The 24,151-nt window shown below is 68.0% G+C and carries 16 protein-coding genes and 5 tRNA genes; 2 read left to right on the forward strand and 19 right to left on the reverse strand.

All coding sequences use genetic code 11. From position 1 onward, the window contains the following. Nucleotides 1-90: 90 nt before the first annotated feature. Nucleotides 91-534 (reverse strand): Hsp20/alpha crystallin family protein, encoded by a 444-nt coding sequence (locus AC04MD_RS16070; protein ID WP_475498288.1) that lies wholly within the window; start codon nt 532-534, stop codon nt 91-93. A gap of 148 nt (nt 535-682) precedes the next feature. Between AC04MD_RS16070 and AC04MD_RS16075 the strand changes: the two genes are divergently transcribed. Continuing rightward, on the forward strand, nt 683-1,162 hold the full coding sequence (locus AC04MD_RS16075; protein ID WP_475498289.1) for a redoxin family protein: 480 nt from the start codon (nt 683-685) through the stop codon (nt 1,160-1,162). A gap of 509 nt (nt 1,163-1,671) precedes the next feature. On the opposite strand, the gene pbpC is transcribed toward AC04MD_RS16075, so the two are convergent. From pbpC to AC04MD_RS16100, 5 genes are all read right to left on the reverse strand, one after another. Then, nucleotides 1,672-4,044: a penicillin-binding protein 1C gene (gene pbpC, locus AC04MD_RS16080; protein WP_475498290.1), complete on the reverse strand. Its 2,373-nt coding sequence runs from the start codon at nt 4,042-4,044 to the stop codon at nt 1,672-1,674. Between the two features lie 364 nt (nt 4,045-4,408). Further along, the gene (locus AC04MD_RS16085; RefSeq protein WP_475498291.1) at nt 4,409-9,349 is read right to left on the reverse strand and encodes an alpha-2-macroglobulin family protein; all 4,941 of its coding nucleotides are present in this window, start codon (nt 9,347-9,349) and stop codon (nt 4,409-4,411) included. Between the two features lie 93 nt (nt 9,350-9,442). Then, nucleotides 9,443-12,133, reverse strand: a complete 2,691-nt coding sequence (gyrA, locus tag AC04MD_RS16090; RefSeq protein WP_475498292.1) for a DNA gyrase subunit A — start codon at nt 12,131-12,133, stop codon at nt 9,443-9,445. Between the two features lie 290 nt (nt 12,134-12,423). Further along, a tRNA-Val gene (locus tag AC04MD_RS16095) sits at nt 12,424-12,498 on the reverse strand. A 60-nt stretch (nt 12,499-12,558) separates the two neighbouring features. Beyond that, nucleotides 12,559-14,181, reverse strand: a complete 1,623-nt coding sequence (locus tag AC04MD_RS16100; RefSeq protein ID WP_475498293.1) for an FMN-binding glutamate synthase family protein — start codon at nt 14,179-14,181, stop codon at nt 12,559-12,561. Nucleotides 14,182-14,335: 154 nt separating this feature from the next. Here AC04MD_RS16100 and AC04MD_RS16105 point away from each other — a divergent pair, with 154 nt between their 5' ends. Further along, a complete protein-coding gene (locus tag AC04MD_RS16105; RefSeq protein WP_475498294.1) occupies nt 14,336-14,479 on the forward strand; it encodes a hypothetical protein in 144 nt (47 codons plus the stop codon). 13 nt (nt 14,480-14,492) lie between these two features. Here the strand turns inward: AC04MD_RS16105 and AC04MD_RS16110 are convergent. The 13 genes from AC04MD_RS16110 to AC04MD_RS16170 all read right to left on the reverse strand — a co-directional run bounded on the left by AC04MD_RS16110 (nt 14,493) and on the right by AC04MD_RS16170 (nt 24,151). Further along, a tRNA-Leu gene (locus AC04MD_RS16110) sits at nt 14,493-14,579 on the reverse strand. Nucleotides 14,580-14,690: 111 nt separating this feature from the next. Beyond that, nucleotides 14,691-14,766 (reverse strand) — tRNA-Gly (locus tag AC04MD_RS16115). 31 nt (nt 14,767-14,797) lie between these two features. Next, a tRNA-Cys gene (locus tag AC04MD_RS16120) sits at nt 14,798-14,871 on the reverse strand. Nucleotides 14,872-15,008: 137 nt separating this feature from the next. After that, nucleotides 15,009-15,084: transfer RNA gene (locus AC04MD_RS16125), tRNA-Gly, on the reverse strand. Further along, nucleotides 15,075-15,746, reverse strand: a complete 672-nt coding sequence (gene pgsA / locus AC04MD_RS16130; RefSeq protein WP_475498295.1) for a CDP-diacylglycerol--glycerol-3-phosphate 3-phosphatidyltransferase — start codon at nt 15,744-15,746, stop codon at nt 15,075-15,077. Before pgsA ends, AC04MD_RS16125 begins: the two co-directional genes overlap by 10 nt. A gap of 7 nt (nt 15,747-15,753) precedes the next feature. Further along, nucleotides 15,754-17,601 (reverse strand): excinuclease ABC subunit UvrC, encoded by a 1,848-nt coding sequence (gene uvrC / locus AC04MD_RS16135; protein ID WP_475498296.1) that lies wholly within the window; start codon nt 17,599-17,601, stop codon nt 15,754-15,756. Beyond that, nucleotides 17,598-19,013, reverse strand: a complete 1,416-nt coding sequence (locus AC04MD_RS16140; RefSeq protein ID WP_475498297.1) for a hypothetical protein — start codon at nt 19,011-19,013, stop codon at nt 17,598-17,600. Before AC04MD_RS16140 ends, uvrC begins: the two co-directional genes overlap by 4 nt. A 31-nt stretch (nt 19,014-19,044) precedes the next feature. Further along, the gene (locus AC04MD_RS16145; protein ID WP_475498298.1) at nt 19,045-19,509 is read right to left on the reverse strand and encodes a low molecular weight protein-tyrosine-phosphatase; all 465 of its coding nucleotides are present in this window, start codon (nt 19,507-19,509) and stop codon (nt 19,045-19,047) included. Beyond that, nucleotides 19,506-20,267 carry a 3-deoxy-manno-octulosonate cytidylyltransferase gene (kdsB, locus tag AC04MD_RS16150; protein WP_475498299.1) on the reverse strand — a complete coding sequence of 254 codons (762 nt, stop codon included), beginning with the start codon at nt 20,265-20,267 and terminating at the stop codon, nt 19,506-19,508. Before kdsB ends, AC04MD_RS16145 begins: the two co-directional genes overlap by 4 nt. Before the next feature lie 31 nt (nt 20,268-20,298). Next, nucleotides 20,299-21,300, reverse strand: a complete 1,002-nt coding sequence (lpxK, locus tag AC04MD_RS16155; RefSeq protein WP_475498300.1) for a tetraacyldisaccharide 4'-kinase — start codon at nt 21,298-21,300, stop codon at nt 20,299-20,301. A gap of 11 nt (nt 21,301-21,311) precedes the next feature. Continuing rightward, nucleotides 21,312-23,060 (reverse strand): lipid A export permease/ATP-binding protein MsbA, encoded by a 1,749-nt coding sequence (gene msbA / locus AC04MD_RS16160; protein ID WP_475498301.1) that lies wholly within the window; start codon nt 23,058-23,060, stop codon nt 21,312-21,314. After that, entirely contained in the window at nt 23,057-23,479 is a 423-nt protein-coding gene (locus AC04MD_RS16165) for an ExbD/TolR family protein (protein ID WP_162337229.1), read from the reverse strand. The genes msbA and AC04MD_RS16165 overlap by 4 nt, the downstream gene beginning before the upstream one ends. Nucleotides 23,480-23,488: 9 nt before the next feature. Further along, nucleotides 23,489-24,151 (reverse strand): MotA/TolQ/ExbB proton channel family protein, encoded by a 663-nt coding sequence (locus AC04MD_RS16170; protein ID WP_475498302.1) that lies wholly within the window; start codon nt 24,149-24,151, stop codon nt 23,489-23,491.

Below are 24,151 nucleotides of genomic sequence, written 5' to 3' on the forward strand. Positions count from 1 at the left end.
TCGGAAAAAAGAACGGCCCGCGACGCAGGCGCCACGGGCCGATTCTATCGCTACGCCCGCGGCCCTGCCGTGTTCCGGCAGGCCGGACGGTCACTGCACCTGGATGCGGCGCGGCGTGGTCTCCGGCTTCTTCGGGATGTCGATCTGCAGCACGCCATGCCTGCCGGTGGCGGTGATGCCATCCGCGTTGGCGCTGTCGGGCAGCGAGAAACGACGGTAGAAGGTGCCGTGCACGCGCTCCATGCGCGAATACCGGCTTGCCTCGTCTTTCTTCTCGGACGCGCGCTCGCCGCGCAGGGTCAGGATACCCTTGTCCATGTGGATCTCGATGTCCTGCGGATCCACGCCCGGAATGTCGGCCAGGATCACGAACCGGTCCGCATCCTCGCGGATGTCCACGCGCGGCGCCCACTGGCTGGTCACCACGTTGGACTGGTCGGCGTCGGCTTCGCCCAGGAAGCGGTCGAAGACCTGCTTGATCTCGTCCTGCAGGCCGCGGGCGTTGCCCCAGGGGTTGTACTGCACGATGCTCATGTCGGTATCTCCTCGGGAAGTGGCGCCGGGTAGCCGGTCGCCGATGCCCTGGAAAATAGGCGCGCGCCCCGGCCTTTCAAGCCCGTCACGGCGGCATGACCGCTGCGCGCTACACTGCATTCAGTTTCCATCCACACAAGGCAATCCCATGAGCATCCAGGTTGGCGAGCGCATCCCTGAAGTGACCCTCAAGCGCATCCGCGAAGGCGTGGAAACGGTGGACACCACCACCCTGTTCGACGGCCGCAAGGCAGTGCTGTTCGCGGTGCCCGGCGCGTTCACCCCGACCTGCTCGGAGAAGCACCTGCCCAGCTACGTGCAGCACTTCGAGGATTTCCGCAGTCGTGGCATTGAGGTGTTCTGCGTGTCGGTCAACGACCCGTTCGTGATGCAGGCCTGGGGCAAGACCCAGCACGTGCCGGACGGCCTGCAGATGCTGGCCGACGGCAATGCCGACCTGGCCAAGGCGCTGGGCCTGGAGATGGACGCCAGCGCCTACGGCATGGGCATCCGCGCCAAGCGCTTCGCCCTGTATGCAGAGGACGGCGTGGTGAGGCACTTGTTCGTGGAAGCGCCAGGCGAGTACAAGGTTTCGGGCGCGGAGCACATGCTGGAACAGATCGGCTGACGCAGGCCGCCTCGCGCCCCCTGTCCTGTAGGAGCGCCCTCGGGCGCGATGCCTTTCGACCGTTGCACGGAAAAGCATCGCGGGCATGGCCCGCTCCTACAAAGCATGCGACCCCCGCTTCTTTGTAGGAGCGCCCTCGGGCGCGATGCCTGTCGGCATTCCACGGAAAAGCATCGCGGGCGTGGCCCGCTCCTACAAAGCATGCGCCCCCGCTTCTTTGTAGGAGCGCCCTCGGGTGCGATGCCTTTCGACCGTTGCACGGAAAAGCATCGCGGGCATGGCACGCTCCTACAAAGCATGCGACCCCCGCTTCTTTGCAGGAGCGCCCTCGGGCGCGATGCCTTTCGACCGTTGCACGGAAAAGCATCGCGGGCATGGCCCGCTCCTACAAAGCATGCGACCCCCGCTTCTTTGTAGGAGCGCCCTCGGGCGCGATGCCTTTCGACCGTTGCACGGAAAAGCATCGCGGGCAGGCTTCGCGCATGCGAGGGTGCACGCGTTCCCTCGTCCTACCGCAACACGTTGAACCGTACCCGCGCCCAGGCACCGCTGTCGGCGAGTGCGGTGAGCTGGTGATCGCCCGTTTCGGTGAAGTCCTGCTGGAACGACTGGGCACCTCGCGTCCCCGCGATCCAGCGACCGTCCAGCAGCCACTGTACGCGCGTGTCGGTGCCGAGTGCGCGCAGTTGCAGGCGCACACCGTGTTCGCTGCCGGGCGCGCGGGCCAGCGTGGCCAGATCGTTCAGCCCATCGATGCGCAGCTCCTCAGCTGCATCGCGACCATCGGGCTGGCAGTCCGGCGACAGCGGCGGCAGGCGCGACGCCACCCGCTCGCGCGCCGGCAGCCATGGCGACGCCAACGCCGGCCAACGCGCGATCTCGGTGCTGCGGGCGTCATGCGCCTGCGTGCACGCGCCCGACAGGCGCAAGCCGGTCCGCGCATCCACCTCGAAGCGCTCGCGGCCGGGGTTCCACAGGCGTGCGTCGCGCTCGGCGAACGTCGGCGGCACGTTGCCGCCCAGCGTCCAGGCATCGCGCTTGCGCTGGCACAGCGCCGGCGGTTCGGCTTCCGCCAGCGTTCCCAACGGCCAGCAGATCGCCTGTTCGGCCACGCCGGCGGGCGGCGGCACCGGACCGGCATCGCCCTGCGCGCGCGGCAGGCTGTCGATCACTTCGAACATCAGCGGCAACGCGGTGACCGCACCGTACTGGCCGGGCAGCGGCGTGCCGTCCGGCCTGCCCACCCACACGCCGACCGTGTAGCGGCGTGTGCTGCCGAGCGCCCACGCGTCGCGGAAGCCGTAGCTGGTGCCGGTCTTCCAGGCCACGCGCGGACGGTTGCCCGTATCGAGCAGACCGCTGCCGTAGCCGGGGCGCGGGTGCGCCTCCAGCACCTCGCGGATGATCCACGCCGCGCCCGGCGACAACAGGCGACGGTCCGAAGCCGGATCCTGCGCGATATAGCGCACGCGGCCCGACAGCCCGCCGCGGTTCAAGCCCGCGTAGGCACCCACCAGATCCTCGAGGCGCGCGCCGGTGCCGCCGAGGATCAGCGACAGGTTCGGTTGCGCACCGCGCGGATAACGCAGGACCAGGCCGTTGTTTGCCAGCCGCGCGGAGAAGCGCGCCGGACCGACGCGATCCAGCAGGTCCACGGCCGGCACGTTGAGCGACAGGCGCAGCGCGTCGGCGGCGCTGACTGGACCGTTGAAGGCGGCGTCGAAGTTGCCGGGACGATAACCGCCGAACGACTGCGGCGCATCGACCAGCAGGCTCTCGGAATGGATCAGGCCATCGTCCAGCGCCAGCCCGTACAGGAACGGCTTCAGCGTCGATCCCGGCGAGCGCCATGCCTGCACCATGTCGACATGCCCCAGGCGTTCGCGATCGCCGAACGCCACCGAGCCGACGTAGGCGCGCGCCTCCATCGTGGCGTTGTCGACCACCAGCAACGCGGCCGACGTACGCGCCGGCAGCGTGGAGAAGTAGCCCTGCACGCGTTCTTCCAGCGTGCGCTGCAGGCCGGCGTCGATGGTGGACGTGATGCGCGAGGCGCGCGGCTGCTGGCGGCGCAGCCGTTCGGCCAGCAGTGCCGCGCTCAACGGTGCCTGCAGGCTGCGGGCGACGACCGGCTCGATGCGCGCATCGTCGACCTCGGCCTTCGACCAGACACCAAGATCCGCCATGCGCTGCAGCACCTTGTCGCGCGCGATGCGGGCGGCATCAGGATGGCGATCCGGGCGCAACCGGCTGGGCGATTGCGGCAGTACCGCGAGCAGTGCGGCCTCGGCATGCGACAACCGCGACGCCGGCTTGCCGAGATACGCCCAACTGGCCGCGTCCACGCCTTCGATGGTGCCGCCGAACGGCGCACGCTCCAGGTAGAGCGTGAGGATCTCGCGCTTGGACAGGTGCGCTTCCAGTTGCACCGCGCGCAACATCTGCTTGGCCTTGCCCCACGGAGTGCGCGAGTGGCGGTCCAGCATGCGCGCGACCTGCATGGTCAGCGTGGATCCGCCGGACACCACGCGTCCGTGGCGGGCGAACTGTCCGGCCGCGCGCAGCAAGGCCCATGGGTTGACGCCGGGATGCTTCCAGAACCAGCGGTCTTCGTAGTTCAGCAGCGCCTGCAGGTAGATCGGCGACACCGTGTCCGGGGTGGCGGGATAGCGCCATACGCCGTCGCGGTCGGCGAACGCACGCAGCGGCGTGCCGTCGCGCGCGACGACCAGCGTGCTGGTGTCGCGGGTTTTCGGCAACGGCGGCGGGAATGCGAGGTCGAGCGCCAGTACCGCAAGCAGCACGGACACCGTCGACCACCGCAGCCAGGACAGCCAGCGGCGGCCACGATGCGCGTCATTCCAGCGCACGCTGGAATCCATTCTGTCTTTTCTCCGTTGCCCCATCACGGCATAGATCATTGAAGATCAAAATGGATCCCGGCTTTTGCCGGGATGACGTTCCGAGAACCTATCAGCACGCCGGTTGCCGTCATTCCAGCGCACGCTGGAATCCATGTTGCTTGTCATCCGTTTCGCCATCACGGCATGGATCACTGAGGATCAAAATGGATCCCGGCTTTCGCCGGGATGACGGCTGTTTCACTTCGCATGCTCCGACGCCGTCATCCCCGCGCATGCTGGACTCCCGGTTTGCAACTCCCCACACCTTCATGGCAAAACGGCGGGCGAGATCAACATCGTGGATGCCGGCACGCGCCGGGACGACGAAAGGAATGCGCTCGCATCATGGCTGCACCACCGTCATCGTCGCCGGCGACGCCTTGCCGACGCCGCGGATGTCTGGACGGTACATGTCCTCCACCAGCGACGGCGGGACGGTGTACGTGCCCGGCGTCACCGCGCGGACCAGATAGAACAGCTTGGCGGTATCGCGGCGCTCCAGCTTCAGCGCCGCCACGTAGCGGTCGTCGCGGAACTCCTCGTGCTTGACGTCCGCCGCGCTGCCGCGATCGCTGATGGAGATGCCATCGACCACGACTTCCGCCCATTGCTTGGCGTCGCCGAGATTGAAGTTCTCGATCTCCAGGCCCGCAGGCAGCAGGTCGGTGAACAGCGCATCCGGGATCGCCACGTTGGCGGTGATGCCGACGCGCACGATCAATGCCTCGCCTTCCTTCAGCGTGCCGCCCTTCCACTCCTGGCCGTCGGTCGTGTAGTAGCGACGCTCGATGCCGATCTGGCGATCGTCCGGCGCCGGTGCGCTGCGCGGGATGCCGGCGACGTCCAGCGAGGCGTACAGCGGCGGCGAACCTTCCGGTGTGAAGCGCAGGCCACGTGCGAGCGAGGCGTGGTCGACGCTGCGGCCGAACAGCCGCACCGGCGCGATCGCCTCGGCGTCGCCGCCGATGCTCCACTGGCCGGAGACCAGCTTCTTCTGGTCGACCATCAACGCCTTGCCCAGACGGGCCAGCGCCACCTGTTCCTGCGTGCTCAGCCACATCCAGCCGCTGTTGCGGCGCGCGTCCAGCTCGCGGCCCAGCGAGATCGCCCGGCGGTCGTACTCCGGCTTGGCCAGCTTGCGCTCATGCACCAGCGCGATCATCAGCGCATCGTCGCGCAGCCGGGTGCCGTAGTCGCCGAGGTATTCCGGTCGATCGCCCGTCTTGGCGAAGCCTTCCGCGATCGCCTTCGCACCGCGCGACTTGTCGCCCTGCAGCGACAGCGCGATGCCCAGGTGCACCAGCGGCAGGCCAGTGAGCGTCTTGCCGCGCTCGTTGTCGTACAGCGCGCGCAGCGTGCCCAGCGGGGCGCGGTTGACGCGTGCGAGCACGTAGCCGGCGTACGCCTGGTTGGCGAACTTGAGGTGGTCGCGCCGATCGTAGCCGTAGAACTGCGCGCCGCCGGCCAGCAGGTCCTCGCTCAGGCGGGTCAGCGCCTTCTGCAGCACCGCGTCCGGCACGGCGAAGCCGCCTTCGCGCGCGTCCAGCAGGAACTCGGCGATGTACGGCGTCAGGCCCGGATTGATGTAGTCGTCGTTGCCCCACATCGAGAAGTGGCCGTTCGCCACCTGCATCGACGCCAGCCGCCCGAACGCACCTTCCATGCGCTCGCGCCGCTTCTTCACTTCCAGCCCGTCGATGCCGAGCAGCTTGGCCGTGGCGTCGTCCAGTTCCAGTGCGGCGTAACCCTTGCTGGTGGTCTGCTCGGCGCAGCCGTACGGATACTCCAGCGCACCCTTCAGCGCACTGGCGAACGGAATCGGCGGCAGCGCGGAGACGGTCATGCGCGCGGTCACCGAGCCGGGCATCAGCCCGTCGGCGAAACCCGCGCCCATCTCCACCGGCACCAGGCTGTCCAGCACCTGGGTGCGCGAGCGCAGGACGGCGGGCCAGCCCGCACGCACCGGCACGTCGTAGCGGCGGTCGACCTTGAAGCCGTTGCCTTCCACCCGCACCCGCACCTGCGCGGTGGTGTAGCCCTCGCCCGCCGTGATCGGGAACGTCAACGTGCGCTTGGCATCGACGGACAAGTCGGCGGTCTTGCTGCCTTCGCCGATGTTGAGCGGACCTTCGCCGTTCACCAGCACCTTGAACGCGCCCGCCTTGCCGGTGAAGTTCTGCACGTCCAGCGTCACCGTGCTCTTGTCGCCCGGCGCCAGCACGCGCGGCAGGCTGGCTTCGGCCACGATCGGCGCGCGCACCACGGTTTCGCGGTCGCGGTTGCCGTAGCGCGTGTCCGAATAGACCAGCGCCGACACGCGCAGCGTGCCGTTGAAGTCCGGCACCTTCAGCGCGACGCGCGCGTTGCCCTTGCCGTCCAGTTTCACCGGGCCGGAGAACAGGTCCACCGTCTGCACGCGCGAGGTCGGCCGCTTCGCCTGCGGCAGGGCCGACAACGCCATGTCGCCGCCGAAGCGCATCTTGGCGCTGCCGCCTTCGAAGCTTTCGATCACCCGACCGTAGATGTCGTAGGCGTCCACGCCCAGCCTGCGCTGCGCGAAGAACTGTGCGTTGGCGTCCGGCACCGGGAAGCGGGTGATGTTGAGGATGCCCACGTCCACCGCGGACACGGTGACGTGCGCCATCTGGCCCGCGAGTTCCGGCACGCTGACCGTGACCGGCAGGTTCTGCTCAGGGCGCATCTGCTTGGGCACCGACAGGCCGACGGCGACGCGGCGGTCGCGACGGTCCATCGGCACGTGCGCCACGCCCACCGCGCGGGCCGGCGTGATCTTGCTGGGCGCCGAGCCGCCGCGGAACACCAGCGCGGTGACGTAGACGTCGTGGCGTTCCCAGTCCTTGGTCACCGGGATCGAGAACGTGCTGCCTGGCTTGGCGTCGATCGCCTGCACGTAGAGCATGCGGTCGCTCTCGACCATCAGCAGGCCCTTGCCGGCATGCGGCGGGGTGACGGTGACCTTCAGCGTGTCGCCGGCCTTGTAGCCGGTCTTGTCCAGCGCCAGCTTGACCTTGTCGGGACGCGCGTCGAGTCCGCGGTTCTGGTCGTCCCAACTCCAGCCGGCGCGGAACGGATAGCGCGTGGTCAGGCCGGTGGCGGGATCGAACACGTCGAGCCGGTACTCGCCCCATTCCACCGGGAAATCGATCTTCGACGCGCCCGCGCCGACGTCCAGCGTGCGCGTTTCCTTGTTCTCGAAGCGGCGGGTGAAGTCGTAATCCCAGCCGCCGTCGTCCGAATGGTTCCAGTGGTAGTCGCGCAGCTCGCGCACCAGCGTGGCCTTCAGTCCCTTGCCGGGCTGCGGCTTGCCGGCAGCGTCCATGCGCACCACTTCGAAGCCTGCGTTGGCGTTGGCGTCCGCGCCGTCCTTGTCGTCGAACAGCGGACGGATGCCGACCAGCGCGTCGGCGGGCCACAGCACGCGCTTGAGCGTGCGGTTCACGGTGCGGCCGCCGGTCTCGTAGACGCTGCCGGACACGATGGCGGCAATCGGGCTGCGCGGCTTGGCTTCCGCGGGCAGTGCGATGTCCTCTTCCAGCACGCCGTTGTCGGCCAGCGTGGTGTCGATGACGTCCTTGGCGTCCTTCGGCAGTTCCATCGTCGGGTCGCCGAAGAAGTAACCCGGCAATTGCTCTAGCGGGTGCTGTTCCACCGCCACCGCGAGCTTGGCGGTGAACCGGTTGCCGCTCGCCGGCGCACCGTACAGGTAGGCCGCGGTCGCCTTGAGCTTCAGCGGCTGGCCGGGCTTCAGCACCGGCGACGCGTCCAGGTCCAGTTTCATGCGCTCGGGCAGAAACTCCTCGATGCGCAGCGTCATGCCCTGCACGGCTTCCTTGCTGGCCGGATCGGTGCGGAATTCCACCTGCCAGCGCCCGGTCGGCGCTTCCACCGGGATCGCCTGCTCGAAACTGAAATAACCCTGCGCACCCGGTTGCAGGCGCGTCTCGCGGAAGACCTTGCCGTCCGGCTGCTTCAGGCGCAGGAACACCGGCTGGCCGCCGCCCTGCTTCGGTGCCGGCACAGGCTTTCCGTCGTTGTCGCGCAGCAGCGCGGAGATGCGCACGGTCTCGCCGGGGCGGTACAGATCGCGGCCCGACCAGGCGAACACGTCGAACCACGCCTGCTCGCGACCGGCGACGGCGAACTCGGATAGGTCGAGCGCCGGCTGGTTGAACGGCAGCATCGACACGTCCTTGCCGCGCGTGGCGACCAGCACGTGGGCGGCGTCCAGCGTGTAGTTCAGCAGCGCATTGCCGTTGCCGTCGGTCTTGCCGGCCAGGACGGCTTCGCCGCGGGCGTCGAGCACCTTCAGCTCGACGCTGCCGGTGGCCGAGCCGTCCTGCAGCGAAGCGGTATGGACGAACAGCTTGTCCTTGTAGGCGCGCGTGTGCAGGCCGATGTCGCTGACGGTGAAGAAGGCCGTCTCGAACTCGCCGGCGAACTTGCCGGTGCGCTTCATCACCGCGAAGTACAGGCCGGGATCCTGCAATTCGCGGATGTCCTGGATCGGCAGGTAGGTCAGCACGCGCTCGTTGGGCTTGCCGCCCAGCACGAAGCGGTTGAGGTAGACGGGTTCGGCCAGCTGGCCGAGCGGCGTGCTGTCGCCGTACTCGCTGTCCAGGTCCCAGCTGCCGCGGCGGCCGCCGCGCTGGTACTCGGCGAAGAACTTCGGCAACTGCTTCTCGGTCACGCGCAGGAATTCAACGTCCACTTCCGGCACGTTGATCGACACCACCGGCAGGCCGCGGCTCTCGCGCGCCGGCAGCACGCTGCCCTGCGAGGCAAAGCCGACGACCGGATCGAGTTCGCCGGTATGCACCTTGCGCGTCTCGTCCTTGCCCAGGCGGGTGCCGTCGGCGGCGGACAGCCCGGCCTTCAGGGTGACGTCGTAGTCCTTGGCGGCTTCCACCGAGGGAAAGCGCAGCACCAGGCCCTTGTCGTCCAGCACCCAGCTGCCTTTCACCGCGGCGCCGTTGGCGTCCTTGACCACGAGCAGTTCGTCGAAGTCCTGCGCGCTGACCAGCGGCCGGCTGAACTCCAGCGCGATGGCGAGATCGCCGTCATGCTGGCCGGGATAGGCCCCGACCAGAGCGAAGCCTTCGACCTTGGCGGCCTGTGCCTTGATCGGCTCGCCGCTCGCTTCGGGCAGCTGTCCCGACTCATTGCGCTTGCAGCCGGCCAGTGACGCCGCTGCGACAAGGCCAATAAAAAACGCGCGCAACCAGCGACTGCGCGCGTTCGGGGTGTTGCGACGTGCCGATCCCATGTGCCGTTCCCTGCCGTGGTCGTATCGGCAGTATAGAACGCAGTGATGAAAGCGGCGGGGTTATGCCCCGCACACTCTCATGTGAATCGACGATCAGGCCTCCGGCGGCGCATCGGTGACGTCGGGCGCGACCGCTGCCGTACCCACGACGCCCTCGCCCGTGTCCTCGTCGTCCAGCGAGGCATCCAGGCGCTCCACCGCCTGCAGGGCTTCGCCGTCGGACAGCCGCATCAGGGTGACGCCCTGGGTATTGCGGCCGACCTGCGAGATTTCCGCCGCACGGGTGCGCACCAGCGTGCCGCCGTCGGAGATCAGCAGGACCTCGTGGTGGTCGGACAGCTGGATGGCGCCGACCAGGCGGCCGTTGCGCTCGGTGGTCTTCAGTGCGATCACGCCGCGGGTGCCGCGACCCTTGCGCGGATAGTCCGCGACGGGGGTGCGCTTGCCGTAGCCACGCTCGCTGGCGGTCAGGATGTCGCCATCACCGTCGACCACGACCAGGCTGACCACTTCCGAGCCGGTATCGACGATCGCCGCCGTTCCTTCGCCCTCGGCCGCCTCGCCCTCGTCCTGCTCGCCTTCGGCTTCCGCATCGGCGCCTTCGGCCAGGCGCATGCCGCGCACGCCGGTGGCGGTACGGCCCATGGCGCGCACCAGCCCTTCGGAGAAGCGCACGGCGCGGCCGTTGGACGCGAACAGCATGACGTCGCGCTCGCCGTCGGTCAGCGCCACGCCGACCAGGGCATCGCCTTCGTCCAGGTTGATCGCGATCTTGCCGCGCGCCAGCTTGAAGGCGAACTCGGTGAGCGGGGTCTTCTTGACGGTGCCGTTCCTGGTCGCGAAGAAGACGAACTTGCCGTCCTCGTAGTCGCGCACCGGCACGACCGCCTGGACCTTCTCGCCGGCTTCCAGCGGGATCCAGTTGATGATCGGGCGGCCGCGCGCGTTGGAGCCGGCTTCCGGCAACTGGTACACCGGCAGCCAGAACACCTTGCCGCTGCTGGTGAAGGTGAGCAGCGTGTCGTGCGTGTTGACCAGCCACAGCTGGTCGATGAAATCCTCTTCCTTCGTCGCCGCCGCGCTGCGGCCACGGCCGCCGCGCTTCTGCGCGCGGTAGGCGCTGGCCGGCTGGCGCTTGGCGTACCCGGCGTGCGACAGCGTGACCACCATGTCTTCCGGCGCGATCAGGTCGAGGATGTCGAGGTCTTCTTCGCTGTGGCGGATCTCGCTGCGGCGCTCGTCGCCGAACTCGGCCTTGACGTTCAGCAGCTCGTCGCGGATCACCTGCAGCAGCACGTCCGGGTTCTCGAGGATGCGGATCAGGCCGGCGATGACTTCCAGCAGCTGCCGGTATTCCTCGGTCAGCTTTTCCTGCTCCAGGCCGGTCAGGCGGTGCAGGCGCATTTCCAGGATCTGCGTGGCCTGCGCCTCGCTGAGCTGGTAGCGGCCGTCGACGAAACCGATCGCGGCGGGCAGGTCTTCCGGACGCGACGCTTCCGCGCCGGCAGCGGCGAGCAGCGAGCCGACCAGGCCCGGCTCCCACGTCTTGGCCAGCATGCGCTCGCGCGCTTCCTGCGGGTTGGCCGACGTCTTGATCAGCTCGATCATCTCGTCGATGTTGGCGAGCGCGACCGTCAGGCCTTCCAGGATGTGGGCGCGATTGCGCGCCTTGCGCAGTTCGAAGATGGTCCGGCGCGTCACCACTTCGCGGCGGTGGCGCACGAAGGCTTCCAGCATCTGCTTCAGGTTGAGCAGCTGCGGGCGGCCGTCGACCAGCGCCACCATGTTGATGCCGAACACCGACTCCATCGGTGTCTGCTGGTACAGGTTGTTGAGGACGACCTCGGCCGATTCGCCGCGCTTGACCTCGATGTAGATGCGCATACCGTCCTTGTCGGACTCGTCGCGCAACTCGCTGATGCCCTCGAGCTTCTTCTCCTTCACCAGCTCGGCGATCTTCTCGATCAGCCGCGCCTTGTTCACCTGGTACGGGATCTCGGTGACGATGATCGACTCGCGGCCGTTGTCGTCGTTGACCTCGATGTCGGCCTTGGCGCGCATGCGCACGCGGCCGCGGCCGGTGCGGTAGCCGGCGATGATGCCGGCGGTGCCGTTGATGATGCCGCCGGTGGGGAAATCCGGGCCGGGGATGTACTGCATCAGGCCGTCGACATCCAGCTCGGGGTTGTCGATCAGCGCGATCAGGCCGTTGACCACTTCCGACAGGTTGTGCGGCGGGATGTTGGTCGCCATGCCCACCGCGATGCCTGCGGAACCGTTGACCAGCAGGTTCGGGAAACGCGTCGGCAGGACCGTCGGTTCCTGTTCCTTCTCATCGTAGTTGGGCTGGAAATCGACGGTTTCCTTGTCGATGTCCGCCAGCAGCTCGTGGGTGAGCTTGGCCATGCGGGCTTCGGTGTAACGCATGGCGGCGGCGGAGTCGCCGTCGACCGAACCGAAGTTGCCCTGGCCGTCGACCAGCATGTAGCGCAGCGAGAACGGCTGCGCCATGCGCACCAGCGTGTCGTAGACCGACTGGTCGCCGTGCGGGTGGTACTTGCCGATCACGTCGCCGACGATACGGGCGGACTTCACGTGAGGCTTGTTGGCGTGGTTGCCCAGTTCGTTCATCGCGAACAGGACGCGCCGGTGGACAGGCTTGAGGCCGTCGCGGACATCCGGAAGCGCGCGCCCCACGATCACGCTCATCGCGTAATCGAGATAGCTGCGACGCATCTCGTCTTCGAGGTTGACGGGGATGATTTCCTTGGCGGTATCGGCCATTCGGGTTCCGTGTTTCTCAGGTTGTCTCGGGCCGGAATCGCGGCCAAAACGGGCCTAGCCGGCGTAGGCCGGCGAGGCAGCGACAGGCGGGGATTCCGGCGGGTTCTGCAGCCTGCCGAGTGTACCACAAGAGGCGCGCCAGACCGACCGTTTCAGCCCGAGAAACAAGCACTTATGGGTCCGTGAGCGCCCTCGCGCGGACCGCGGCCAGGATGGCGGCGCGGGACCATCGTGGAGACCGGCTTGCGGATACGAAAAAGCCCGGCCAAGGCCGGGCTTTTCGCTGGAACTGGTGGGCGGTACAAGTTTCGAACTTGTGACCCCTGCCGTGTGAAAGCAGTGCTCTACCGCTGAGCTAACCGCCCGAAATCATCGGGGCGCGAATGATAGCCGCGGACCGCGGGCCGGGTCAACGCGTCCACCGGTCAGCGGTCCTTGGTATCGCACAGGGCGCTGACCCGGCGCGGCGGTGCGAAACCGTCGCTGCGCGCCTCCGGCCAGAAGTCGCGGAACACCGCATGCGACGGCACCCGGTCCAGCAGCTCGCCGGGCTCCAGGAACTTGTACAGGGCCGACAACGAACGCACCTCAATCGGCGACACGCGCCGCAGGATATGCTCCGGGCCCAGTTGCTGGGGATGTTCCAGCCCGGCCGCGCACAGCATGTCGCGCAGCGCCTTGAGCGTGTTGTCGTGGAACTGCTGCACGCGTACCGACTTGTCGGGCACGTCCAGGTGCTTCCAGCGCGTCGGGTCCTGGGTGGCGACGCCGGTCGGGCAGCGGTCGTTGTGGCAGCTCTGCGACTGGATGCAGCCCAGCGCGAACATGAAGCCGCGCGCGGCATTGCACCAGTCGGCGCCCATCGCCATGGTGCGCGCGACGTCGAAGGCGCTGATGATCCTGCCGGCCGCTCCGATCCGGATGCGGTCGCGCAGGTTTAGGCCGACCAGCGTGTTGTGGACCAGCAGCAGCGCCTCGTGCATCGGCACACCGACGTGGTCGATGAACTCGGCCGGCGCCGCGCCCGTTCCGCCCTCGGCGCCGTCCACCACGATGAAGTCCGGCAGCAACCCGGTTTCGTGCATCGCCTTGGCGATGCCGAACCATTCCCACGGATGCCCGATCGCCAGCTTGAAGCCGGTCGGCTTGCCGCCCGACAACTCCCGAAGGCGGGCGACGAACTTCAGCAGTTCGACCGGCGTGGAGAACGCGGAATGCTTCGCCGGCGACACGCAGTCGTGCCCCATCGGCACACCGCGCGTGGCCGAGATCTCCGCACTGACCTTGGCGGCCGGCAGCACACCGCCGTGACCGGGCTTGGCGCCCTGCGACAGCTTCAGCTCGATCATCTTCACCTGCGGTGAGTGCGCGTTCTCGATGAAGCGCTCCTCGCTGAAACGGCCCTGCTCGTCGCGGCAACCGAAGTAGCCCGAGCCGATTTCCCACACCAGATCCCCGCCCTTCTCGCGATGGTAGGGCGAGATGGAACCCTCGCCGGTGTCGTGGTAGAAGTTGCCGCGCCGCGCGCCCTCGTTCAGTGCGCGCACCGCGTTCGCAGACAATGACCCGAAGCTCATTGCCGAGATGTTGAACACACTGGCCGAATACGGCTGCGCGGTCTCCGCGCCGATCACCACGCGAAAATCGTGCGAATCCACGCTGGCGGGCGCCATCGAATGGTTGATCCACTCGTAATCCACGCCATACACGTCCTGCTGGCTGCCGAACGGCACCACGTCGCTGACGCCTTTCGCACGCTGGTAGACCAGCGCACGCTGCTGGCGCGAGAACGGGACTTCCGCGGTATCGCCTTCGATGAAGTACTGGCGGATCTCGGGGCCGACGGACTCCAGCCCGTAGCGGAAATGCGCCAGCACCGGATAGTTGCGCCGCAGCGTGCTGCGCGTCTGCAGTACATCCCAGGTGCCCAACAGCGCCAGCGTGCCGAACAGCGCGACGCCCCACCATGCGGTCGGCCACGTCAGCGCGAGCACCAGCGACGCCAGCGCCGACATGATGCAGAGTGCATAGGCTAGGTAACGCTGCATCCGGCAGTCTCCCGTGGGCTAGGCCCGATTCTATGCCAAGCCCTGCGACGGCAGGCCGCGGCGTCCCTCCAGCGATGCTGCTGGTTGATCCGGATCAATGCCTGACACCGGGCGCGGTGCGACGTTGGCGCCACCACAACCGGGAGAACACGACATGCATCCGATCCTGCGCGAGATCCTGCTGGAACCGGTCGGCTGGCTGGCCATCGGCGGCAGCATCCTCATGGTGGGGATCAGCGTCTTCGTCGCGTTGTTCGTGCGACGCAAGGTGCGCGAGGAAGAGAAGAAGCGGCGTTGAGGCAGCGCCGCGATGGTGCCCGGAGCCGGAATCGAACCGGCATGGCCTTGCGGCCGGCGGATTTTAAGTCCGATGCGTCTACCAGTTTCGCCATCCGGGCACGGGGATAGCCTGCCTCAGTCGTGGGCCATTGGAAAGCGGCGCCATCCTCCATGCGGAAACGACGAAGCCCCGCAAGCGGGGCTTCGTGCATGCTCGCAAGGAGCGTGTATGGAGCGGGAAAAGGGACTCGAACCCTCGACCCCGACCTTGGCAAGGTCGTGCTCTACCAACTGAGCTATTCCCGCGTGGACGATGCGCGCATCGCCGGTTCTACTGTGGAGGCCTCGAGCGGAATCGAACCGCTGTAAACGGATTTGCAATCCGGTGCATCACCACTCTGCCACGAGGCCAAACGCTACATTCACGCCGCCACCGCGCGGTGGCCACGGCGCCAGACTGGCGCAATCCGGGCGCGTTTTCAAGGCGCCCTACAACACAAAACCCCGCGAACGGGGTTTTGTGGACCGTCCCTCTCAGGACGAAAAACTGGAGCGGGAAAAGGGACTCGAACCCTCGACCCCGACCTTGGCAAGGTCGTGCTCTACCAACTGAGCTATTCCCGCGTCGAGAGAGACGAAATTGTAGCGTCTTGTTTTGGCATGTCAACAGGCTTCTTCTCGCCAGCGCGCAGGATGGGCCACGCCGCGAGCAGGTACTGGATGCCCGACCACAGCGTCAGCAGTGCAGCGATCGCCAACAACCACTCGCCGATATGGAACACGGGCACGCCCATCCACACATCCGCACCCGGGCGCAGGGGAAAACGCCCCTCCAGCACCGGACGGGGATTGATCGAATAGAGCAGGCAGGAAAGCGCGACCATCTGCGCCACCGTCTTGATCTTGCCGACCAGCGCCACCTTGACGGTCGCGCGCTGCCCCAGCTCCGCCATCCATTCGCGCAAGGCGGAGACCGCGATCTCGCGTCCGACGATGACCGCCGCCCATACCGCCATCCACAACGTCGGATGACCCTGCACGATCAGGAACAGCGACACCGCGACCATCAACTTGTCGGCCACGGGATCGAGGAACGCGCCGAACGCGGAATACAGGTGGTAGCGGCGCGCGATCCAGCCGTCCAGCCAGTCGGTGACGGCTGCCAGCACGAAGATGAAGGCCGCCGCGAAATTGGTCCACGTGTACGGCAGGTAGAACACCAGCACGAGGACCGGGATCAGCACGATCCGCAGCAACGTGAGCCAGGTGGGGACGGTCAACTTCATCGCAGGCTTACTCTTTTCCTGCCTCGGGGGACGGCAGCCCGTGCAGGTTAGCGTAGATTCGCTCGGCCAGTGCGGCGTTCACCCCGTCGACGCGGGCGATCTCGTCGGCCCCGGCGGCCTTCAGACCGGCCAGTCCGCCGAAATGCTTCAGCAGGCTCGCGCGCCGGCGCGGACCGATGCCGGGGATATCCTCCAGCTTGCTGGTCATGCGCACCTTCTGCCGCTTGCCGCGATGGCCGGTGATGGCGAACCGATGCGCTTCGTCGCGCACCTGCTGGATCAGTTGCAGCGCCGGCGACGCTGCGCCTGGGCGCAGTTCGCGACCGTCGGGCAGTACCAGCGTCTCGTGCCCGGCCCGTCGTTCGACGCCCTTGGCCACGCCGACCAGGGTCACGCCGTCCACACCCAGATCCGCGAGCGCGGCCTGCGCCTGCGCCAGTTGGCCCGCGCCGCCATCGATCAGCAACACGTCGGGCAGCACGCCACCCTCTTCCACCGCGCGCCGGAAACGACGCTCGATGGCCTGGTGCATGGCGGCGAAGTCGTCGCCCGGCGTGATCCCGCTGATGTTGTAGCGACGGTACTGCGAACGCACGGCGCCGTTGGCATCGAACACGACGCAGGACGCCACGGTCGCTTCGCCCATGGTGTGGCTGATGTCGAAGCACTCGATCCGCCTGGCCACCTCCGGCAGGCCCAGCAGTTCCTTCAGCGCTTCGCTGCGTGCGGTCTGCGCGTTGCGGCTGCCGAGTTCGGTGACCAGCGCGATCTCGGCATTGCGCCTGGCCAGGTCGAGGTAGCCCGCGCGCTCGCTGCGGACGTTCCATTTCAGCTGCACCCTGCGCCCCGCGGCGGCCGACAATGCATGTTCGATCAGCTCGGCGTCAGGGATTTCGCGATCGAGGACGATTTCCTGCGGCGACGGCTGTTCGGCGTAGTACTGCGACACGAAGGCGCCGAGGACCTCGTCGGCGGAATCCTCGCCATTGGTCTTCGGGAAGAAGGTGCGCGTGCCCAGGTTGCGGCCATCGCGGAAGGCGAGCAGCAGCACGCAGGCCTGGCTGCCCTGCATCGCACACGCCAGTACATCGAGGTCGGCGGCATGGCCGTCCACGTACTGACGCGCCTGCAGGCTGCGGATGGACGCCACCAGGTCGCGCAACCGCGCGGCCTGCTCGAACTCCAGGTTCGCGCTGGCCTGCTCCATAGCGGTGCCCAGCTCGCGCGTCAGTTCGTCGCTACGGCCATCCAGGAACAGCGTCGCGCGCCGCACCGCTTCCGTGTAGTCCGCATCCGCCACCAGGCCGACGCAGGGGGCGCTGCAACGACCGATCTGGTACTGCAGGCAGGGCCGCGAGCGATTGCGGAACACGCTGTCCTCGCAATTGCGGATGCGGAACAGCTTCTGCATCAGGTTCAGCGTCTCGCGCACGGCGCCGGCACCGGGATACGGACCGAAATAACGGCCCGGCAATGCCCGCGCGCCGCGATGGAACGCGATCCGCGGCCACTCCTCGCGCGTGAGCAACACGTAGGGATAGCTCTTGTCGTCGCGCAGCAGCACGTTGTAGCGCGGCGTCAGCGACTTGATCAGCTGGTTTTCCAGCAGCAGCGCTTCGGCTTCGGTGCGGGTGACGGTCACGTCCATCCGCGCGACCTGCGACAGCATCGACAGGATGCGCGGCGACTTGGGCGAACTGGTGAAGTAGCTGGCCACGCGCTTGCGCAGCGCACCGGCCTTGCCGACGTACAGCAGGGCGTCATCGGCCGCGTACATGCGGTACACGCCCGGCGCGGTGCTCAGCGCAGCCGCGAAAGCCTTGCCGTCGAATTCCGCCTGGGGACTACCGCTCATTCGTCGATCGGAACGTGGCTCAGCTCGCCGGTGGCGATATCGTAGCGCAGCACCGCGTGCGCATCGGTCTCGGCGATCCAGACCGCGCCCGCGGCCACGGACAGGCCGGCGGGACCGTGCAGCTTGCGCGGCAATGCGACGGTGGCCAGGTCTCCGCCGCCAAGCCGCAGCGTGCGCAGCATGCCGTTGCCGGTGTCGGCGATCCACATGACCGGCGAATCCGGACTCAGCGCCAGCGCCTGCGGATGCTGCAACTGTGCGCGGTCGCGTGGACCGTCGGCATCACCGAAGCTCCATGCCCCCTGCCCCAGCAGGGTCTGTACGGTGTCGCCGCGCACCTGCAGCGAACGCACGGCCGAACCGACGGCGTCGCAGACGTACAGCATCTGCAGCGTCGTAGCCAGGCTGGCCGGCTGCGCGAATGCGGCCATCGGACCACTGCCGTCGCGGACATCGAGCTGACCCGAGCCGGCGCGCGAGCGGATTTCGCGGGTGCCCAGGTCGTAGCTCCAGATCCGGTTGTCGCCCGCCATCGCCACGAAGATCTGGTTGTTGTTGACCACCAGCGCCTGCGGCTGGTGGAGTGCCACGTCGCGTGGTGCGGTCACCACGCCCTCGGTGGGCTCGCCCGCCCGCCCGTTGCCGCACAGCGTATCCACCGAACTGGTGGGCAGATTGATGCGCCGCAGGGCGTGGTTGCCGGTGTCCGCCACGTAGAGCGACTCGCGCACCAGCGCCAGGCCCTGCGGACGGCGGAAGGCGCAATGGTTCAGTTCGCCATCGGCGAAGTCCGGCGTCCCCATGCCGAACTGGCGGATCACACGGCCGAAGTGATTGCACTCCAGCACCCGGTGGTGGCCGGTGTCGGCGACGAACAGCCGGTCGGGCGTGGCGACCAGCCCGGTCGGGAAACACAGCGGCATGCGCGGTTCCGGATGCATCTCGCGGAACGCGCGCAGGTCGTCGTCGGGCGGTTCATGCAGGCCGTCGCACAGGCGCGCGATCTGCCGCTCCAGGTCCGCCAGGCCTTCCGCACCCAAGGCACGGTGCCGTACCTGGCCCTCGCCGTCGATCAGCAGCACGGTCGGCCACGACTCGACCCCGAAACGCTGCCAGGCGACCCAGTCCGCGTCGTGCGCCAGCGGCAGCGACAGTCCATGGCGACGCAAGCGCTTGAGTGCCGCCTGCGGCTCGCGTTCGCTGTCGAAGCGGGGAACGTGGATCGCCAGCGCCTGCAACCTGCCCAGGTACCGGGCCTGCAGTACCGCCAGATCGTTGAGGCGCTGAGCGCACCAGGCGGACGCGCTGTTGACGAACGCGAGCGCAACGATGCGACCCCGCTGCTCGTGCAGCGTGGTCGCCGGCGCATTCAGCCATTGCAGGCCGCGCGGCAGTTCGGGGGCCAAGGTCATGTCCGTCATCCTCCCTGATTATGCCGCAGTCTCACCCAGCAGCGAGCCGGGCTACGACCGCTTGTGCGGCCGAATCGACCAGTCGCCAGACCTGCCGGAAGTCCTCCGGACCGCCCGTGTACGGGTCCGGCACCTCGCCGCCCGGCGAGATGCCCGCCCAGTCCAGCAGCAGGACGACGCGGCCACGGCGCCCCGGTGGCGCGAGGCGCTGGACGTCGCGCAGATTGGCGCGGTCGGCGCAGAGGATCCAGTCGAAATGGGCAAAGTCCGCTGCCGACAGCTGACGGGCCCGCTGCCCGGCGATATCCACGCCATGCCCGCGTGCGCACGCGATCGCGCGGCGGTCGGGCGGCTCGCCTGCATGCCAGTTGCCGGTGCCAGCCGAATCGACCTGCACCCGGCCGGCCAGCGACGACGAGGCCAAGCGTGCACGCAGCGCCCCTTCCGCCATCGGCGAACGACAGATATTGCCCAGGCAGACGACCAGCAGGTTCACGCCTGCGCCTGCAGGATCGCCTCGGCGCGCGCCAGGTCCTCCGGTGTGTCGACGCCCGGCGGGAAGGGCTCGGGCGTCAGTGCCACGGCGATGCGACGGCCGGCTTCCAGCACCCGCAACTGCTCCAGCGACTCGACCTGTTCCAGCCGCCCCGGCGGCAGGGTGGAGAAACGGCGCAGGAACCCGGCGCGGTAGGCATAGATGCCGATATGCCGCAACCACTGCCCGGGCGGCAACGCGTCGCGCGACTGCGCAAACGCGTCGCGGTGCCACGGGATCGGCGCACGGCTGAAGTACAGCGCATCGCCGTTGGCCGCACATACGAGTTTCACGGCATTGGGATCGAACAGCGTCGCCGCGTCGTCGACCGGAATCGCCAGCGTCGCCATCTCGGCCTGGCTGGCGGCCAGCGTCTCGGCGACAGTGCGTATACCGGCCGGCGGCGCGAACGGTTCGTCGCCCTGCAGGTTCACCACCAGCGCGTCGTCGGCCCAGCCGGCGATATCGGCACATTCGGCCAGGCGATCACTGCCCGATGCGTGCTTCTCGGAGGTCATCGCCACCTGCACTTCGGTGCCCCGCAAGGCATCGCGGATACGGGCGTCGTCGGTCGCGACCCATACTTCGCGGGCGCCGGCTGCCAGCGCGCGCCGGGCGACATGCACCACCAGTGGCGTGCCACCGAGCAGCCGCAGGGGTTTGCCCGGCAGGCGGGAGGCGGCGTAACGGGCGGGAATGGCAACGATGAAATCGGTCATCGGAATCCGGATCTTGATGGGAAGGTGAGCGCTACTTCGCAACGGTGTTTGCGGAAGGCCCGAGTTTCTCCAGCAGGGCGATCCAGAACGCTTCCGGCAGTTTCGCCGCGACCGGCACGCTGTAGAACCAGGCGTTGGCGAACACGGTGCACTTCACCGCGTCCTTTTCGGTCATCAGCACGGGCAGTTCGCTGCCGAACTCGAAATCCTCGGCCCGGTAGTCGTGGTGGTCCGCGAATGCATGCGGCACCACGCCCAACCCATGATTGCGCAGCATGCCGAAGAAGCGACCGGGATTGCCGATGCCGGCCACCGCATGCACGCGCTGGCCCGCGAAGGCCGACAGCGGCTTCGGCCGGCCACCACGCAACGGCAGCGCATCGTCGGCCCGCAGGTGCATGGGCCATTCGCCGAAGCCGGCCGTGCTGTCGGCCTCCGGCAGGTTGACCACGCGGAAATCGCAGGCCGCCGCGCGCGCCGCAGGCTCGCGCAACGGACCAGCCGGCATCAGGCGGCCGTTCCCGTAACGGCGCGCACCGTCGATCACCTCGATCTCGACATCGCGCTGCAGCCGGTAGTGCTGGAGTCCGTCATCGCAGACCACCACGTCGCAACCGGCGGCCACCAATGCTTTCGCCGCGGCGACGCGGTCGCGATCCACGCGCACGCGGATGCCGGTGTGGCGGGCGATCAGCACGGGCTCGTCGCCTCCGTCGGCGGGCGGCGTCGCCGCGTCCACCCAGCGCGCCTGGCCCTCCCCGCTGCGGCCATAGCCCCGGCTGGCCACGCCCGGCTTGAAGCCGGCGGCGCGCAGGCGCTGCACCAGCGCGATGGTCAGCGGCGTCTTGCCGGTCCCGCCGGCGGTGATGTTGCCCACAACGATGACCGGCACGCCGACGCGATGTCTGCGCAGCAGGCCGATGCGGTAAAGGCGCACGCGCAGCGCGATCAGTCCGCCATAGACGGCAGCGAGCGCACGCGCCCGGATCGGCACCGGCCGATCGCTGAACCAGTAATCCGGAGGCTGAGGCATCGAACGATGACTCACCCTGCATCACCTTCGCGGAACTGCATCTGGTACAGATGGGCGTACAGGCCACCCTGCGCGAGCAGTTCGGCATGCGTGCCCTGTTCGACCAGGCGCCCGTGGTCCAGCACGAGCACCTGGTCGGCGTGCTCGATGGTCGACAGGCGGTGCGCGATGACCAGCGTGGTGCGGTCGGGCATCAGCTTCTGCAGTGCGTTCTGCACCAGCCGCTCGGATTCGTTGTCGAGCGCGGCGGTCGCTTCGTCGAGGATCAGGATCGGTGCGTCCTTCAGCATCGCGCGCGCAATCGCCAGGCGCTGGCGCTGGCCGCCGGACAGGCGACCGCCCTTGTTCCCGATCGGCGCCTGCATGCCCTCCGGCAGCTCGCTGACGAACTCCATCGCGTTGGCGCCGCGTACGGCGTCGTCCATGGTGGCGGCATCGGCACCCTGCAACTCGCCGTAAGCGACGTTGGCGGCCACGGTGCCATCGAACAGCATGACCTGTTGGCCCACCAACGCGATCTGCCGGCGCAGGTCGGCCAGGCGGTACTCCTGCAGCGGATGGCCATCAAGCAGGATGCTGCCGGACTCTGCCTCGTAGAAGCGCGGGATCAGCTTGATCAGCGTCGACTTGCCGCTGCCCGACCGGCCAACGATGGCGGTGACGGTGCCGGGACGTGCGGTGAAGCTGATGCCATCCAGCGCAGGCCTGCTCTGGCCGGGATAGCGTGTGGTGATGTCGCGGAACTCCAGCAGCCCGTTCGCGCGGTCCAGCGTCCGCGTGCCCGCATCCTGCTCGTCCTCGGCATCCAGGACCGAGAACAGCCGCTGCGCCGATGCGATGCCGCGCTGGGTCATGTTCTGCACGTTGGTCAGCTGCTTCAGCGCCGGGATGATCGCCATCATCGACGTCATCAACGACACGAAGTCGCCGGCCGTCAGCCGGCCCGCCATCGCCTCGCGGCCCGCGATGAAAAGCAGCGCCGCCAGGCCGGTGGCGCCCATCAGCTGCACCGTGGCCGACGAAATGGCGCGCGTGGATTCCACCTTCATCGACAGGCTGAGATTGGTGTCGGCCAGCGATGTGTAGCGCGACAGTTCCACCGGCTGCGCGCCGTACACCTTGACCTCCTGCTGGTTGGACAGGGTCTGGTCCGCCGCCTGCAGCATGTGTCCCGCGCTTTCCTGGATGCGGTGGCTGATGCGGCGGTAGCGCTTGGCCACCTTGTCCATCACCCACGCCAGCGGCGGTGCCAGCACCAGGATGGTCAACGTCACCTGCCAGCTGTACCAGAGCATCACGCCGAGCGCACCGATCACCTGCAGCGACTGCTGCACGACGACCTTCATCGCATCGATCGCGGCCTGCGCCACCTGGTCGCTGTCGGACCCGAGCCGCACCAGCATCGAGGGCACCGGCTCGCTGTCGAAGCGCTGGCCCGGCATCCGCAGGTACTTGCCCAGCACCTTCACGCGCAGGTCGCGCGAAATACTGCGGGCGGCTTTGCCCATGCTCATGTCGGTGATGTAACCCGCCACGCCGCGGACGACGAACAGTCCGATGATCGCCAGCGGCATCCACTGGTTGATGTCCTGCGGCGTCACCAGGTTGTTGGTGATCGGGCTCATCAGCACCAGGAAGCCGCTGCCGGCGGCGGCCTCCAGCAACGCACCCAGTGCCGCCAGCGCCAGAAAACCGCGATATGGCTTCGCGAAGCGGAGCAGGCGCTTGTAGACCTGCCAAGGCGATTCCGTTCCGCTCACTTCTGCGCCTCGGGCGCGGTGGCGATGTTGACCTTGCGGAAGCCCAGCTGGCCCAGCGCATCCAGCGCGGTCACCACCGCCTGGTGCGGCGTGCGCGCGTCGGCGCGCAGCAGCACCGGCCGGCTGCGGTCGCTGCCGGCGACCTGCTGCAGGGTCTGTTTCAGGGCGTCGATGTCGGGACGGAGCACTTCGTGCTCGTCGACGAAGTAGCGCCCGTCGGCATTCACCAGCACGCTCAGCGCCTTCACCTGCGCGGCCACCGGTTCGCCGGCCGCGCTGGGCAGCTGCAACTGCAGCATCGAACGGGCGTCGAACGTGGTGGTGATGACGAAGAAGATGATCAGCACCAGGATCACGTCGATCAACGGCACCAGGTTGATCTCGGGTTCTTCCTGCGAACGGTCGTCGCGGATGCGCATGCGCCGGCCTCAGGCGTTCGTCGGCGCCGCTGCCGGCGCGACCACGCCGGACGGACGCACGACCGGACGATGGCGGGCCTCCAGCGCGTCGACCAGCGCGGTGGCTTCCTTCTCCATCTCCATCACGTAGCCGGTGACCTTGCCGCGGAAATAGCGGTGGAACAGCAGCGCCGGGATGGCCACGATCATGCCGGCGGCTGCGCAGACCAGCGCCTTGCCGATACCGCCCGCGAGCGCGTTGACGTCGCCGACGCCGCTGTCCTGGATGCCCAGGAACATCTGGATCATGCCGACCACGGTACCGAGCAGGCCCAGCAGCGGGCCGGCCGAGGCGATGCTGCCCAGCGCGTTGAGGAACTTCTCCATGCGGTGGACCACATGGCGACCGGTGTCCTCGATGCGCTCGCGGATCTGGTCGCGTGGCTTGTTGCGGACGTCCAGCGCGGCCGCCAGCAGTTCACCCAGCGGCGAGTTGCGGCGCAGCGACTCGATATGGGCCGGCTCCAGCTGGCCACGACCGGCCCAGGCGCGGACTTCCTCGCCCAGTCCGGGCGGCAGGATCTCCTTGCGGCGCAGCGACCAGAAACGTTCCACCACGATGGCCAGGGCCAGCACGCCGAGCAGCAGCAGCGGGATCATCGGCCAACCGCCGGCCTTCACCAGTTCCAGCAC

This window comes from Pseudoxanthomonas sp. LjRoot206, assembly GCF_056175725.1.